Origin of the sequence: uncultured Amphritea sp., assembly GCF_937127095.1 — a bacterium.
In the GTDB taxonomy this organism is placed as follows: Bacteria; Pseudomonadota; Gammaproteobacteria; order Pseudomonadales; family Balneatricaceae; genus Amphritea.
On sequence record NZ_CAKZLP010000004.1, the window covers coordinates 1 to 15,505 of the forward strand.

Annotated in this window: 12 protein-coding genes; 3 read left to right on the forward strand and 9 right to left on the reverse strand. The window is 47.6% G+C overall.

What is annotated here, in order from left to right:
- Positions 1-208: 208 nt before the first annotated feature.
- Genes Q0499_RS00320 through Q0499_RS00330 form a run of 3 tightly spaced genes read right to left on the reverse strand, consistent with a single transcriptional unit; the run spans position 209 to position 2,147 of the window.
- Positions 209-1,087, reverse strand: coding sequence for a hypothetical protein (locus Q0499_RS00320; protein ID WP_299194560.1), 879 nt, complete (start codon positions 1,085-1,087; stop codon positions 209-211).
- A 2-nt stretch (positions 1,088-1,089) separates the two neighbouring features.
- Entirely contained in the window at positions 1,090-1,626 is a 537-nt protein-coding gene (locus tag Q0499_RS00325) for a hypothetical protein (protein WP_299194563.1), read from the reverse strand.
- Complete coding sequence (locus tag Q0499_RS00330) at positions 1,608-2,147, reverse strand: hypothetical protein (RefSeq protein WP_299194566.1); 540 nt, start codon at positions 2,145-2,147, stop codon at positions 1,608-1,610. The genes Q0499_RS00325 and Q0499_RS00330 overlap by 19 nt, the downstream gene beginning before the upstream one ends.
- A gap of 873 nt (positions 2,148-3,020) precedes the next feature.
- Here Q0499_RS00330 and Q0499_RS00335 point away from each other — a divergent pair.
- Together Q0499_RS00335 and Q0499_RS00340 are read left to right on the forward strand one after the other, a co-directional pair.
- Positions 3,021-3,245, forward strand: a complete 225-nt coding sequence (locus Q0499_RS00335) for a hypothetical protein (protein ID WP_299194568.1) — start codon at positions 3,021-3,023, stop codon at positions 3,243-3,245.
- Between the two features lie 37 nt (positions 3,246-3,282).
- Entirely contained in the window at positions 3,283-3,642 is a 360-nt protein-coding gene (locus Q0499_RS00340; protein WP_299194570.1) for a hypothetical protein, read from the forward strand.
- A 214-nt stretch (positions 3,643-3,856) separates the two neighbouring features.
- On the opposite strand, the gene Q0499_RS00345 is transcribed toward Q0499_RS00340, so the two are convergent.
- The 4 genes from Q0499_RS00345 to Q0499_RS00360 are packed head-to-tail and all read right to left on the reverse strand — an operon-like array spanning position 3,857 to position 10,660.
- On the reverse strand, positions 3,857-5,095 hold the full coding sequence (locus Q0499_RS00345) for a Wadjet anti-phage system protein JetD domain-containing protein (protein ID WP_299194574.1): 1,239 nt from the start codon (positions 5,093-5,095) through the stop codon (positions 3,857-3,859).
- Positions 5,085-8,609: an SbcC/MukB-like Walker B domain-containing protein gene (locus tag Q0499_RS00350; protein ID WP_299194577.1), complete on the reverse strand. Its 3,525-nt coding sequence runs from the start codon at positions 8,607-8,609 to the stop codon at positions 5,085-5,087. Before Q0499_RS00350 ends, Q0499_RS00345 begins: the two co-directional genes overlap by 11 nt.
- Positions 8,593-9,264, reverse strand: a complete 672-nt coding sequence (locus Q0499_RS00355) for a DUF4194 domain-containing protein (protein ID WP_299194579.1) — start codon at positions 9,262-9,264, stop codon at positions 8,593-8,595. The genes Q0499_RS00350 and Q0499_RS00355 overlap by 17 nt, the downstream gene beginning before the upstream one ends.
- Entirely contained in the window at positions 9,257-10,660 is a 1,404-nt protein-coding gene (locus Q0499_RS00360; protein WP_299194582.1) for a Wadjet anti-phage system protein JetA family protein, read from the reverse strand. Before Q0499_RS00360 ends, Q0499_RS00355 begins: the two co-directional genes overlap by 8 nt.
- A 173-nt stretch (positions 10,661-10,833) precedes the next feature.
- Here Q0499_RS00360 and Q0499_RS00365 point away from each other — a divergent pair, with 173 nt between their 5' ends.
- Entirely contained in the window at positions 10,834-11,826 is a 993-nt protein-coding gene (locus tag Q0499_RS00365; protein ID WP_299194585.1) for a hypothetical protein, read from the forward strand.
- A gap of 282 nt (positions 11,827-12,108) precedes the next feature.
- Here the strand turns inward: Q0499_RS00365 and Q0499_RS00370 are convergent, their stop codons facing one another.
- Together Q0499_RS00370 and Q0499_RS00375 are read right to left on the reverse strand one after the other, a co-directional pair.
- Positions 12,109-13,419 (reverse strand): GIY-YIG nuclease family protein, encoded by a 1,311-nt coding sequence (locus Q0499_RS00370; protein WP_299194588.1) that lies wholly within the window; start codon positions 13,417-13,419, stop codon positions 12,109-12,111.
- Positions 13,420-13,430: 11 nt separating this feature from the next.
- A complete protein-coding gene (locus tag Q0499_RS00375; protein WP_299194590.1) occupies positions 13,431-15,503 on the reverse strand; it encodes a helicase-related protein in 2,073 nt (690 codons plus the stop codon).
- Positions 15,504-15,505 lie beyond the last annotated feature (2 nt).

Consider the following 15,505-nt stretch of genomic DNA (forward strand, 5'->3'; position numbering starts at 1 on the left):
AGGCTCCTCTGGATGCCTTGGTATCCGTGGGATTTATGGAGTTATGCGACCGTTTGTGGGGATGTCCCCAGTACCCCAAGGCACACGGATCTCCATGCCAGGGTTGTAAGAAATACTTATTAATGGAGCGCCGGGGTTAAGCCGGCGAATTTCTTCAGTGGTAGTGTGAAAATTTCTAGCAATATCACTCATGGTGAACTCCAGTTTGTTAAGCGTGGGTCGGTAAATACAAGTGGGCTCTGATTGACTTCAGATATGGTGATGACTCCAGCCGAATATCAGATCTTTCAGCCTTAGCCCGGGATCCACCTTTGTGAATACGGGGCATTTCATGACCGGTGGCGCAGAGTATCGGAACCGGCGCATGGATCTGCTGGTTAACGGTTTGTACCTCGCCCTCAACAACATCTCGATAAAAGATATTGGCTTTAAACGTAGGTGTTTGGGGCTGCTGAATGATTGCGAGAGGTGTACTTGCAGACAACTGGCCCAAAGCTTCCAGGTCGATATCAGATTGCTGAGACGTTAAACGATTTAGCATGTTTGATGCCTGCTCTACTGACACTCGGCGGATGCTTTTTGTACGCCGTTCAAGCAACGCGATACGATAGGGAGCCTTTACCACCACCGGTATAGAGCGTTTCAGTTGATTCACACACAGTCGGGCGATACCGGCCCGGTTTAACGCAACTTGAATTTCTTCCCGGGTACTCAGGTAGTCGGCCACACTCGTTTTCTTTGGTAGCACAGATCGAATGGCTGCGATCTGGCCACCGGCTTCCTGCTTTAGTTGATTAACGTGCTGGGCCAGTTCTAGTGATGACGGCCCCACCAGCAGGATCCCTTTCGATTTCTGAGTACTCCGGCCTTCCTGACCATCCATGAATTCAATACTGTTGATGCTTTGAATGGCTTGATCGACAAAAAGATGATGTTTCCGTGCACAGTAGAACTCTCCATATTTATCATCTTCATCAGCAATGCCAGGCATCCAGATGCTATGGGTTTCGTCTTTGATGGCTGCCGCCAAATTATTTTGCTGACTGATTAGGTTATTGAGAATGTCCACCAGCGCAAAAGTTGTCATAGTCATTGTTCCTGCAGGCTTATAGAGTATTGTGATTGGAGGGTTACTTGTTTATCGATATTGGCATTCAGCCGACCTTTCAGTTCTGTCAGCAATTCTTCGGTGTCGGCAATCCGAATCTTCAAGTGTGCGGTCGTCGCGGCAATGTGCTGTTCGGCCAGTCGTACCATCGTGTGAAGATCTGGAGAGAAACAATTCTGATACATCAGCTCACCGTCATGCGTGGTGTTTGGCCAGCCAAGCGATTCACACTGTTTTTCTACAATTTGACCTTTGATATGGGTGAAAACGGATAGGTGTTTTTCAAACCGGTCAGGGACCTTTACCATGAACTCAAGCAGCTCAGGATCAGCGTCCATTTCTCGCTGGTACCGCATCAGATCCTCGTTGTGCCCATCGCAGTATCGTTTAATGATCTTGCCATTCATCGATATAATGATCGCGTTAGTAATGAATGAAGAACCAATGCAGATTCCCTCATTAGTAACATGGACGATATGGCTGATTTGATACTGCTCTTTTACTCGTTTCCAACCCATAACTTCCCCCTGGATGACTGAAAACTCAGCGCATGGTTAACTGCATTAATTTGGAAAAGCGACTCTAGCTGGCCTATTGCAGAGACTGCGATAGATTCGTCAGCGGCCAGGTAAAGTTCACTGAGAAACCGAATACGGTGAATGTCTTCATTCTGAAGATGCTTATCCAGATCCCCTTTGCTCAGGGATTCCCGGTACCGGGCTTTTAATTCGGAGAAGGTGATTTCAATCAAAGGCCGAAATACAGGTTTGATTCTCACATGAATAGAGTTTCCCAACTGGATCGTTTGACGTGGCTGTGGTACGGACTGGATACAGCCATTGAAGCTGAGGGCTTTAACGATCAATGGCCTGAAACATTCACGCCCGTAATAGAACGTGCACACCTGCGGCGATTCATCGTTCGACAGTTGCCGGTATAGCTTTTCTATAACCTGCTGTACCGCATGCCGTTCATCAAAATCTTTGGTTTCAGCATCAGCCCAGGCCTTTTCAAGCAAGCTTGCTAAGTATTCAAACATCAGCCTATCCATATTGGTTATCTATACGGCATATAATAAGGCATTTATATCGATAAACCAATACTTTATTTATACCGTTATCTCCTAATAGATAACGATACCTCATCCCCTAGCCCTGTCTAACCTTCTGGGTACCCTCCCCTATGGGAATCTATATTAAGACCACCCGTAATTTCAGATCTCAAAAATAAGATACTCCAAATTATAGATACCTCCTTTTGCGGCCGCGACAATCACCAATGCAATCTACATGCAGCAAACTATGCTTCCCTTCTATATCGATATCTTTAAATTAAGATCCCTAAAAATAGGAACCCAAAATATATTGATCCCCTAAAACCCACTAAAACTAATGTCTGAGCCATTAATTGGATACGAAAAATTAAGATCTCCTTCTATAAGGGAACCTTCATATAAAGTATCCATAAAAATATAGATCCCTTTAAAATCAGGACCCTGAAATTTAGGTGCCCTACCCAGGCAGATTCCCGCTAGGAGGGTACCCAAAAGAGGTTGAACAGAATTGCTGATGGGCAGAGCTTAGGAGATAACGGTCTAAATATACAGGTAATCGAGGTTTTGGGGATTAGCTGGTCCTGCCAGGTTCGGTTTTAGGCTGGTGGTCGAGCGCTATACGAGATAACGGTATAAGTTAATTATATCAAGATCCATACTGAAAAATATTGAAATGTTCATATTGATTATCTATATTGAACTTATCGGTGCGTTAGTACTGATATGCAAGCTACTCCATCGAGCAACCTTTTTGCCGGTCTAGTATTCATCAATCCCCCCGATGAATAGTAGACCGGCAGTTTTTTATCAGCTTAACATGGCCTTCTCCGGCCCCATTCATCGCTAAGGAGCTTTGCTATGAACACCGGTGAATATATTACTGTAATCCACAAAGACCGGTCGCGTACTTCCGAGCTACTGATCTGGTGCGATATCTGCGGATATGGTGCGCGAGAGGATCACAAAACTGTCTATCAGAAAATTCATTTCTGCCGCCGTCATAAAGCCAGTGAGATTGACCGGTTTATGTCCGGCGAGTTACCCGGGTATTTTGAACTCAAAAACACCCCGCCCTCAAACTGATTAACTAACCAATCGGCAAACTTAAATAGGCCTACCTATGACCCAACTTAAACTAGTAGATTTCAAATGCACCGATGACATCAAACAGTACTGGGATACGCTTATGACACTGGGCAAGTTCTTCCATCTGGATGATGACCCTGGTGACTGTTTTGATCCTGGACCTGACACCGACATGATGACTATCAATCATGAGAAAATGTGGCGGTTTTGCGATCTGAACGGTATCGACCCATGGAATATCCATACTGAATGGAATGCAGAAAAGGAAGCTCAGGAAGCCGCTGAAAGTAAGATCAGACGCGAAATCGATGCTGAAAAGCTCGGTATCCGGCTCCAGGATGCTGGTTTTTCCAGAAATACTTCCAACAGCACAGATTTTAAAGTGAAACCGTAACATCCAAAAAAGGGCATTATGCCGTTGCCAGGTTCGTTTGGTTTCGGCTATTTGCATTCTAGGGTTGAAATGACCTGCTGATTCCCGTCAATCTGATCGTCCACCTCTGGAGGGATCGCGTAACATACGAGCGATCGTGCCGAAAGAGTAAATTGTCTGGTCCAGCTGTTGAAGAGTAAAAAAGGAGTCACACCATAGTGAACCTGAGTATGCCTCAATGTTTCAATGGGCTGACCGGTGCGATCTGCTCCTGCTCGATCCATGGTAGGTTCTCCATTGGGAGTTTAGCTAAATCCTCATAGAGCGCTGAAATGGCTGGATAGCCTCTTGCTGATTCAAGCGCACGCATTAACTCGGCCACATGTTTCTCTTCGAGTTTTTCATCAGCCTGAGTCTGTGGTTGCTCCTCCACCCCCATACGATATGGCTGGATATCGGTATCAAGTCGCTTCGCCAAGAACGCAAGGATTCTGTAGCCACCCGTATCCCGATCACCCCAGTGATAAATTGGTACTGCACCACGCAGTTCAGCGATGATGATATCCATTACTCGCGCCCACGAGCGAGGAGGAAAGCCTGCGGTGTATATAATCACACCTGAATCATCGATCTCACGTACATACCGTTCAAAGCTGGTGGGATTTTCAATGAAAAGCACATACGATGGTCGTTGGCCCCACTCAATGCCTCTCACTTCATCAGGGGAAACACCGATTCCATAGTGGAGCGCAGATAAGTCGATAACACCTCGGCAGAGCAACTGTCCATAGGCTTTGAAGCGCATTGGTATTGGGTATTTACTAATCCCAAAATACTCAAGCAGCCTCGCCCCGTCTTCAACCAAATCCACAACATCATCGTCGATATGCGGGAGCATAAGTTTTCTAACGAGACTGGCAAAACTCTTACCTTCAAGCTTCTTGGAATCGCCATAGAGCTTAGCACTGAGCGTGCGAATGTCGGACGATGGTTCAGACTCAGGTGACTGAACGATATACTCTACAATCTTCATTGCATCAAAGAGTCTATCGGCTTGATTACGCTTCACACCATAGAATGTCTTCTTGCTCGACCATGCTTGAGCTATCTTCAACTTTGTATCATCCCACCAAGGCACATTGAATTCTGCCATCTCTAAATGCTGAAATGCGACTCGGATTTCATCAGCCTGGGGGGTTATCCCCTGGCTTTCAATGAGGCTACGGCCATCAGTGATTTGGATATACTCAATATGCTTGAATGTCCCCAGTGCCACTTTGCGCTGATACTGAATTTCCATATCTGCAATGGACTCCAGCGTCTGATGCAGCGTCGTTTTGATGCTGTTATTGAGGGCAAAGTACCAGCGGTAGGTGTGATCGGTGATATTTATCCTGCACTCAGGCACCACACCTTCAGGTTTATCTATCTTCGCTATCAGTTGATTGACAAACCTTTCAAGGTTATCCCTCATATAAACTAACTTCCTCAGCTTTGGATTTCAGCTCAGCCGCACGCTGAACCACCAGTTCTGGATGGTAAACGGGATTGTGTTGGTCAATGAGTTCCTGTCCTGCCTCGAATATCTTAGTGTGATCAATCACCACATCCCTACCGTCGCGGCAAATGGTATAGATCTGATCCATCTCCTTACCGATTTTCAGGGTCACTTCAGGCGGAGCCGCAATCAAAAGTTGCAGTCCAATTTCTTTGAGGAATGCAACCGCAGCACTCGCATTTCCACCGTCCATATTGTTGAACGCTTCATCGAGGAGCACTAAAGAAGCTCCACGAGCTGAGTGACCACGGATCTTGTATACGTTCATAAAGCTTGCAGCCAGCGCGATATATGCCGGTGTCTGTAGCTCGCCGCCTGAACCGGTACTCTGCATATCAGTGACACGGCGCTCACTCAGAGTGTTAGGGTTGCGCATCATCATGTCGTAGGTAAAGAAATTGCGATAGTCCCTGATCTCATTGATCAGATCGTCACCACTGATCAGTGCCTCTTTCAACAGATCTATAGCCGGGTGTTCTGATACTGTCTCAAACATTGTACCAACTAATTCTGTCTCTTCCTTATCCGCGGTCGTTATGTACTCGTGGATGGTATGCAGGCTCTCTGTTGCAAGAATCTTAAAATGAAAACTGTAAATATTATCGTTAAACGGTATTTTCTTAAGGACGTTATTGAGCTGATTGAAGGTATATTTCATTTGCTCAAAGCGACTTTGAAGCTCACCTACGATGATGCCTCGGAAGTTTTTCTCCATCTGCTCAGCCGCTTCATGGGCCGCCTGACGATGGTCAAGAAGTTGTACCGCTAAGATACGCTCAAGCCAGTCAGAGCAATCCGCCTCAATGAAGTGGTACGCCTCTATATTCTCGTTATCAGACCTTGCTGACTCAAGTAGCTCTTGGCGGTTCGAAATATCCTCCGCAAAGTCGGTCGTGAACCCAATAACCTTCTGTCGCAGCTCTCCGCGTGATCTGATCTCCTTTTCCCTCGCCGCATGAGCGTCACTTTGGGCTTCGTTTCGAATCAGAGAGTAGATCCCTTCTTCGCCCTCAAACTTTTGCTCATAGGCCTGCCAGTTCTCATCCGCTTTAGCAGCATCGTGCAGGGATGACTTTTCTGTAATGCAGCGTATTCCTTCAGCCTCGTTTCTCTTTGTTGAGAGATTTTCAAGCTCATTCTTCAAGCCTTTCAGCGCTGCTGTGGACTGATTCTGATAACCTTCGGCTTGTATGATCGCCTTATTACACTCGTCGTAGTCCTTCTCGGTCTGATCCTTTGAGGCCTTTAGCCGTTCATCTTCGGATGAAAGGGGTTTCAACTGCTCTTGTGCGGTAGATAATGCTTCTACGTCTATCATCAAGTGTGTGCTTAGTTCCTGAACGGACACCGCGCCTTCCACAATGGATGCCGATAGTCCTGCCCACTGGCGATTGAGATTGCTGAGCGTTGTCACTGGCTCATTGAAACTCGCCAGGCGCTGCGCGAGCACATCCAGTTCGGCCTCAAGGCGCTTCCGCTGCTGCGCTTTTGCATGTTTACCAATCAACAGCCCTTGGATCCGAGCGGTACCACCTACCGTACCGCCGCCTGTTGCTAGGCCAGAGGCCATCAGCGCTTTTCGCTCGCGTCTAAGTTCATCACGCGTTGCCGCCATCTTAGTTCTATCCAGAACGATGTTCATAAAGCCGCGTGCGATCGAGTCGCTGGTATCAATCAGCGTTGAAACCATTCTCTCAGTGGGCGCTTTATTGGCGTGTAGAGCATGGTCAGGGTTAATCATTCGTGCACGTTTGAGTCGCGGCTCTCGCTGCTGCGCGGCCTCATACACCTCGAGCGCATGCTCAAAATCATGCTCAGACACCACCAGTGCTTCGCGGTTAGGCCCCAGATACGACTCCACTGCTTCCTGCCAGTCTTTATCGGTGATCTCACAAAGATCACAGACGGGTCTGGACTGAATCCCCTCGCTCTTGAGCAATTCGATGGTCATGCTAGTCACTGGGTGGATGTCCGATAGTCCCTGCTTGAGTCGTTCAATGCGCCTATGTAAGTCCTCACCCTGATTCTTAATTTGTGCCAGCGCTTGGCTCACATCCTTATCAGCGGCTTCAACGCGTTCGGTCATCTCGCGCAACAGCATGTTTGCGCCTTTCAGTCCTCCGATAACCTTGAGATTATTCGCCGGTTCCGATGTCGATAGACTGTTGACGCCTGCTTGTTCGAGCACATCCACAAGCAATCCCCAATGTCTAGCAAATAGCTCGAAACGCTGAATACCCAGCGTGTCAGGGAATCGTTCCTGGGTAACTGAACGCACCGCAACCTGCAGTGCATGCATTGAGCAGGAGAGCTTAGACCTGGATTGTGTGACCTGCTCCGCTGCTGCCTCAATAGTTTTGCTCAGGCTGGCCGCATCAGAGTTTTGCCACGCGATTAGTGCTTCCTCTCGACGCTGCTTGAGTTTCGGTAGCCGTGGCATCTCTCGGGTGATGGTGCGTTGAGCTGTTATTAGGCGGTCCTGCGCAGCTTCTTGGGCATCTTCTTTGCATGCTAGTTCCTCACCAAGACGCACAACATCAGCCTCCTGTGAAACCCATAGAGCATGGTGAGCCTTGATGCGGTGTTTAGTAATTTTCTTCGCTTCTGTGATCAATACCTCGCGTGCGTCTTTGTGGCTCTCGGCGCGAGCGATCTCCTCCTCAATACGTTGATGTTCGAGAAGGTCTTCACGCAGTTGGTCGGTTTCAATGGGATCCGGTGGCAAGATGAAGTCTCTGATAAAGGGATCGATCGGACTGTCCATCTTCAGCTGCAGAGCGTTCGATAACGTCTTAACCAACAAGTCAGGCTCAATTTTGGAACTGCGCGTCTGATTAACCGACATCGCCTCAGATATTTTTTCGCGTATCGACTTCGCACTGTCGATCATCTCATAGTGCACCACACCGCGATGTTCTTTGGTGGTCTCCTTCATGCGCTCGACAAACTCACGCCACGGCAGAAAAGTGTCATCCCCTGACAACAGATCAGCTTCAATGATGTGGCGGCCTTTGATGATATGACCGCGGGTATCAATGTTTGTCGATTGGCTGTTGGCATAGACAGACAAACCGAACGCATAGGGGCATTGATGATCGTCGTACCAGTTCAGAAATATGTAGGTGTTGGCACTGTCGCGCTGGCAGCTCGACTTATCCTTCTCTTTAATTTCACCCAGCGCATAACTTCGTGCAGATCGCCCTGAAGTTTTGGAATCAGAGGCCGCATTGTAGCGAGTTTTGCGTTGGTCCCCCCCCATCAAAACAAATTGGATCGCATCAAAAATCGTTGTTTTTCCCGCTCCGTTTTCACCCGATACAAGTGTAGCGGGTGCGTTAAGATCGATCGTCTCTAGTTCGAATAAGTACCACTGCGCCAGGACAACATTGTGAAGACTATGTCTCGAAATGGGGTTATTCTGCGCTGTCATCAGGCACCTCCTCAGTCACAATGGCCTCAATTTCTTCGTGCGCCGCTTCGGCAGACGCAGTTTCGGGTGAGTAGCTATCTATATAACGATTGAGTGTACCCACGTATGCTGTACTTACCACCCGGGTGATGTTGGGGAGTACCGTCACCTCCTGAAGTTTCGTATCGGGATCTCTGTTTCCGAGTTCAATAATTCCCTTTTTCCTTAAATTTTCCAGTGCGGAGTTGGTATCTGATATGGAAGGTATTTCTCCCTTGACCTGTTCGTACTGGTTTAGAAGTTCCGCCGTTGGCGGTGTCACACGTCCGAGATCAGTTCGTCCCATTGACGCTTCAGCATCATACATTTTCCGTAGAATAAGCAGGAATAGCGTGGAGATGATATCCAGTTGTTTACCGGAGCCTCGCGGTAAAATCCCCGCATAGCCGAAGTTGCGATCGTAGTACCACATCATATCCAACCCATCAAAGAGCTTGTGAAAATAGGACTGATTCTCATGACACAACTTAAAGTGCTCTTTTTGGCCTCGTTTTCCCTTCCATACCCACTGTTTCTGCAGTAGATACGCCGCCGTGTTGCGCAGGCTATCAGCATAGTCAGTAGATTTGTTCGACTCGATATCTTTAAGCTCTCTGAGCATAATGTCACTAGCCATGTAAGCGCTTCTCCGTGGTGGCGTGCCGGGTGATTGTCAAGCGACGACCGGCCATCTGTTTAAGGTCTGTCCACTCCTCTTCGTCAAACTCAACGCTGTACGTTGACTGCAATGGGTAGAGTGGATGCGTTTTCGATACGCCCTGCGCCAAAAGGCGCAAATGAAGTGCTGCCATCATGTCATCAGCGGTATCAATCCTGAAGTCATCCGTGGTTATCTGAACCCGACCATCAAGATTGGACTCAATGAAATTTGCAACACGCGCAGGATCATATTTCTGGAAGTTTATGTGTTCTTGCTTGAGCTGGTTGTATGCCCGTTTTTCCCACAGAGGTTTTTGCTGTCTCCGTGCCGTTGGAGCAGGCGGTACAGGCTTTGCCTTGGGCGTAGCCAATCGGCAATCGGCAAGAAGTTCTTCACCTATTAACGGGCTAGGTAAGGCATCTAACAAAGCATCACTCCCAATGCGGTCAAGCAGCGCCTGAATTTGTTGTCCCATATTGCTTGGGGTGTGCACGGTATACTTGATCTTCTCGTTCATCCGACGGGTTATGCGGCGAGCGTAGTCCTGTGTCTTCTTGAATAGTGGATTAATTCCATCAAACGCTTTACTTAAGCGGTCCAGATCTGCTTCTACAAGCTGAACAGAAGGGTTTGAAATATCGTCACGCTTATAGGCTTTAGCACAGGCCTCTATGCGATCTGGATTGAAGCGAATATCGCTAACCAGCTTACGAATCGTACTGGCATGAAGGTTGGGGTTTCCTCTCAGAGCCAGTTTCTCAATATTAGGCAGAAAAAGCTCGCCCAAGTATTCTTCAAAATAAAAGGCGAAATTATTACTGCCCCGGGCGGTTCCGCCACTGATCACATGATGGATTTCGCGGATGTTGCCAACGAGAGCTCTGAGTATGTTTGAGAAACTTTCCATGTCATCAGCCGCTTTACGCACTAATGATCCGTTACTTGGGTCTTTTACCACTTCAAAGAGGTTAGAGCGTACAGCCAAACACACCACACCTAACGATGGGTGTTCAGCACTCATACTGCCAAGGAAATGCAGCAGTCTTCGCGCATCTTGCGCCATCCAGACAACATATCGATAACCACTTTCCTGCTCTTCCCGAATCCACCCCGTATCACGGAGACGGTTATAGACGTACTGTTCTGGTGCAGGGTTTCCTGACGCGGCCTCACCCGAGTTTATTTCAAGGCTCAAGTTTTTATTAGCGATATAGTCCCGTAGAAAGACTCGTACTTGTTGCGGCGTGGGCTCATCGACCAACTGCGTCGGGTCCAGGAAGATATCGAGCTCTACTAATAAAGAGAGCACAGACCGCCCATTCTCGCCCGAGATCGGTTTAAACAAATTGGTATTTAGTGTGGCAAAGCTCATCGAATCGCCCTGTTATCCTTTGTTACGCCCAAATCTGCTTAGAATCAATGCAGACTATTTATTGTTATATACTTTATACACCCCTATATTTAATATAGGTAGTAGATATTTATACAGTAGTAGCATACACTTTCCTGCGTATAAGCAACTAAGCGTGAGAATAAGGCCCGTATATGCAGTACTCACAGTACATGAAACCCGTAATCGCGTCAGACACGCAAAAAATCTCAGTGACAGATCTGGCCAGTAAGCGGCTTGAAACTGGGGCGTACTCACATTCTCAGTGGCTGCGTTTGTGTTACATTGAGCGACAGCTACTTTGGGAGCGACGTTTAACAACGACCATGCTGATGGAGACCTTTGGTATCTCGCGTCCCCAGGCTCAGAAAGATATAAAGCTTTACCAGCAGCTTGCACCTAAGGCAGTAAAGCCATATCAGCTAGGTATTCCCTACCATCAACCCACTGAAAGCTTTGAGCCGGTCCTGTTGTCTGAGGCCGATTTACAGTGGCAGGCCATTGAAGAGTATGCTCCGCCCATAGCTGCCCACGCCACTGAAATGCCTATGCTGATTCGCCATCATAATCTGCGTGTTCTAGCCCGGTTGCTTTCGGTCATTGAACACCAGCGGTCTATCGAAGCGGTGATTGCTACAATGAGTTCACCCAAAGGACGTGGCCGACGGTTAACGCCTACTGCCGTTGCGTTTGTTAATAATCGTTACCACGTACGCGCCTTTTGCTGGGATAACATGGCGTACCGTGATTTTCTTATTGGCCGCTTCAAAACCACCCCAAAAGTGATTAAACCCTCGAAGAGCGCAAAGGACTGGGGGGATAACGCGCCTGCTTTTGAACGCTGTAGAGGTATACCCCCTGAGCCGGATACTGAGTGGGAGCAGATGATCGAACTTGAACTAAGACCTAATCCTCAACTCAGCCAAGATCAGCAGGCATTAATCGTGACTGATTATGAGTTAGATCAAGGGGGAACCGCCAAGCGGATCGTTCTTCGCAAATCATTAATCGGTTATTTCTTAGTTGATAATCGTATCCCTTGTAGCGAAGTTGAATACAAACTTGCTATAGATAAAAACCCAAGTGCTTGGCCTGTCTTTGCCTTTACTGTTGACACAAATAGGCTTGCTCACGAACTCGGTTTCTAACCTGACTGAAACCTTGGTGGGAATTGGAAGCAGCTTAGAAGCAAGGTTAGGTTAGCTGACCTACCCAAGATATAGCCTTTGGATCATTAGCCCCAGTCAGGGTTCAAGCCACGCAAACGTCCGAAATAAGTAAAGCGGCCTCTTTGCTTAAGCATCCAAGCAACTTTTGAACGAAATAGCCTAGCTCCTGCAATAACGATGCAAGTCCAACCTCAGAATGCAAATGGCCTTTGTTGCCGACTGGAGTGCACCGAAATTCAGTAGATCTAATTTGAGCATATATCAGGTCTTTTTCTTCACCAACTGTCCAGTGGTATTGTCCATTCGATAGAAGACGATGCTGCCATCAATTATCCGTTTAGCAACTTCTCTGGCCGTCTCCAAAGGAACTGAAAACCACTCTTTCGGGTGATAAGCCTTACCGTCTTTGCCTATTAGCGTCATTTTTAGGCGCTGCGCATGTAGAAACCCATGAATAAGGCTTTCAAACTTATTGGGATTTAGGTTGTAACACTCCATGGAAGCAAGAATCTTCACCGGAGCTTCCAAAAATGCCGTATCACTCTCAGCATTTCTCGTTCTTTCCTCAACGGTTAACTCGGTATAGCCGATCTTAACCAAGTTAGGCACTTTTTTCAGGTCAGGGTTATCGCCTTTGGTAGTGACGAAGTATATCTGACCGGCACGCTTATCCTTATGGGACACGTTATTGAAAGCATCAACAACTGAGTCGGCCTCACGGATGATACGGCGCCCCGTTTCGTCCTGATAGAGGCGTTTAGCAAGCGAGCGTAGAAGATGATTTGATTCCGTCCCGTTCTCGAAAATCACGCGCAGCCTGGGATTGTATCTCCCCATGTTATCTTCACGATACTCACCTATCTCATCGATCAGGCATACCACACCGTCCAAAATGAAAATATCACCAGACTGTACCTGCGAGACTTGCTGGAACCGTACCGTTTTAGCTTCGCCAGACTTCAATTTTTCGTGTATCTCATAAAAGATGGATTCAAACTCATAAAAGTCCAGACATGTACGTTGCTGTGCAATCTCATCAGGCGTTTCCCTACCTGTTACAAAGGATACGTTGACAGGCTCAAAGATACTGGTATCTCCCTGATCTATTTCCGCAAACGCATTACTAGAAAAAATATCCTCAAGAGACGTCACCTCATCGTCCTTATCCTCAGCAGCATCAGGGGAAGCCTGCACTATTTCACTATCCGGGATATTTTGTTCTGCCAACGCAAAATCACGAGGTTCAATTTCGCCTACAAGCTCCACAGTCTCCGGAAGCAAACGGTGGTGATCATAAGGTTTTAGAGTCGCATAGAGCTCACGGTTACTGATATAGCCATTCAGACGTCTTGCAAGCAGCTTTTCAGGCAGCGTACCTGTACTCTCTGGTGCTCTTTTATTTTGATCAACGAAGGCATTGATCTCTTCGAACTTGGACACCTCAAGTGGTGCGCCACTGCTAGATCGTTTAGCCTGAACATCAAGTAGTCCAAACTCATCCGGGCCATTAAAAATATCATCCAGTGAAGGGCGTACCGCGCCCTTGTTTCTATCATGGTTGATAGGCGGCATCCTACATCTCCCTATGCGCTCTGCGGCTTAGCTGCTTTGTGCTCCTGGGCCTTACGCTTGATGTAGGCCAATGCCTCAGCCAAACGGCGCTCATACAGATCGCTGGCTGTTGCAGAAGGCTCACATCCCTTGTTCTTCATGAATTCGTTGATACGGGGCCATAGAACAACAGCTTCCTGTTCGGTCATCTGAGAACGCATACCCACCACAGTATCCTGAATAGTTTTCAGCACAGACGGAGTGACCGCTTTTGAGAGAATTTCGTAGGCTCCCTGGAATGGATTGATCTGCCGGATCAAGTCAACATTCAGGTGTTCGATTTTGACGAACTTGTTGCCAATCTGAACAAACTTACGATTGGCCTTAGGATCACTATTAGATGACTCTTGATTGGGTTTGGGCGCAGATCCAGTTTCAACCTGATAAGCAGCGGGCGTCCCCTCTTCTACACCTGAAGGCACAATAATTTCTGCACCTTCCGGAAGATCCAATTCATCAAACAGACCACCGGTGGACTGGATCGCCATAGACGCATGAACAGCTTCGGATACAGTCTGTACTTCATGGGCATCCATATCGGGATACAATTTTTCGACCACCTTAGGAATTTCAACCGATTCCATTACTTCGGAATCAGCATCCCCCGTCACAGCAGGCGCTATGACTTCAGGCTTTTGTAGGATGGCCGCTTTAATGTTGTCTATGTTTTCCAAGGCCTTGACGACCTTGTCTGAAACTGGCGCCGTAGTATCTTCAATCACTACAGTACCCGGTTCTACCTCCTCACCGGGCATGAAGCGTGAACGGGGTTTAAAGGTTATGGCTGGGGCTAGTACCTGCTCCATTAATAGCGATACAGTAATAGCCTTGAGCATGTTGTTGACCGATACCTTAACGTCATCGTCTTCAGCATCAGGCTGGGCAATCAGGTTGGTGAACTGAGCGTGAGGCTTACCCTCACAGTCACGGGTAGCCCGTCCAATGATCTGGATGATCTCGGTCAAAGAGGATCGATAGCCAATGGTCAGTACATGTTCGCACCACGGCCAATCAAAGCCTTCTTTGGCCATACCCAACGCAATGATGATGTCGACATCTTCGGCTTTTGATACATTACGCAGGTAGTTCTGCACCTCAATCCGCATCGGGCCATCGTCCACTAAATCAGCCACTTTAAGTATCCGGCCAGTTGAATCCTTGACCGTGATGATGCCAGTTTTCATGTCCTTCTCGATTACGTCACCAATGGCATCCAGGATGTAATCGACTTCAGCCAGCTTATCTTTGGTCGATTCCACCGCATTTACGTTCGGGATATGGACGATCGTTTTTTTCTTGGTATCCAGAACCTTATGAACGGCATCGATGTAACGCCCCGTGTAGAAGTGGTAGCCAATGCCTAATGATTTGAGGTGCTCGTAGCCGTTCAGCTGCTCGTAATAGGAGTACGTGACCTGAGTGAATTTCTCCTCATCCTCAGGCAGCAGGATAGGTACCGCATCACCACGAAAGTAAGAGCCGGTCATCGCAATGATATGTGCATTAGAGCCTGCCATTATGCCATCAATCAGCCCCCCAAGGCGGTTCTCACCATCGGCCGAGGTATGATGAAATTCATCGACCGCCAACAAGGAATCATTGAAGTCAGCCGGCTTGAGTTCCTGATAGGCGAAACGCAATGTGGCATGGGTGCATATCAAAACACTGGCATCCGGATCGGACATGAAACGAACGAAGGCTTTTACCTTCTGAGCTTCGCCACCAGGGATACAAAGATTGTAGTTTGGCTGCACAATCCAATCAGAAAAAAAACCACCACTGGTCAGATCCGTGTCCTTAAATGAAGCGCCGATACTCATCTCTGGCACGGCAACGATGACCTTTTTCAACCCTTGGTATTGTAGTTTGTCCAGTCCCAGAAACATCAAAGCCCGTGACTTGCCAGAAGCAGGTGGTGCTTTCAGCAATAGATACTGGGCATCACGCGCCTCATACGCACGAGCCTGCATTTCACGCATACCCTTGGTATCAAGATTTGAGCTCTTACCAGTTTGCTTATACTGGACAGTTAACAGATCAGCCATAA

Excerpts from the sequence above, each read along its gene's own strand:
- Q0499_RS00320 (WP_299194560.1), bottom strand. The coding sequence starts at position 1,087 with ATGACAACTTTTGCGCTGGTGGACATTCTCAATAACCTAATCAGTCAG.
- Q0499_RS00325 (WP_299194563.1), bottom strand. The coding sequence starts at position 1,626 with ATGGGTTGGAAACGAGTAAAAGAGCAGTATCAAATCAGCCATATCGTC.
- Q0499_RS00330 (WP_299194566.1), bottom strand. The coding sequence starts at position 2,147 with ATGTTTGAATACTTAGCAAGCTTGCTTGAAAAGGCCTGGGCTGATGCT.
- Q0499_RS00335 (WP_299194568.1), top strand. The coding sequence starts at position 3,021 with ATGAACACCGGTGAATATATTACTGTAATCCACAAAGACCGGTCGCGT.
- Q0499_RS00340 (WP_299194570.1), top strand. The coding sequence starts at position 3,283 with ATGACCCAACTTAAACTAGTAGATTTCAAATGCACCGATGACATCAAA.
- Q0499_RS00345 (WP_299194574.1), bottom strand. The coding sequence starts at position 5,095 with ATGAGGGATAACCTTGAAAGGTTTGTCAATCAACTGATAGCGAAGATA.
- Q0499_RS00350 (WP_299194577.1), bottom strand. The coding sequence starts at position 8,609 with ATGACAGCGCAGAATAACCCCATTTCGAGACATAGTCTTCACAATGTT.
- Q0499_RS00355 (WP_299194579.1), bottom strand. The coding sequence starts at position 9,264 with ATGGCTAGTGACATTATGCTCAGAGAGCTTAAAGATATCGAGTCGAAC.
- Q0499_RS00360 (WP_299194582.1), bottom strand. The coding sequence starts at position 10,660 with ATGAGCTTTGCCACACTAAATACCAATTTGTTTAAACCGATCTCGGGC.
- Q0499_RS00365 (WP_299194585.1), top strand. The coding sequence starts at position 10,834 with ATGCAGTACTCACAGTACATGAAACCCGTAATCGCGTCAGACACGCAA.
- Q0499_RS00370 (WP_299194588.1), bottom strand. The coding sequence starts at position 13,419 with ATGCCGCCTATCAACCATGATAGAAACAAGGGCGCGGTACGCCCTTCA.
- Q0499_RS00375 (WP_299194590.1), bottom strand. The coding sequence starts at position 15,503 with ATGGCTGATCTGTTAACTGTCCAGTATAAGCAAACTGGTAAGAGCTCA.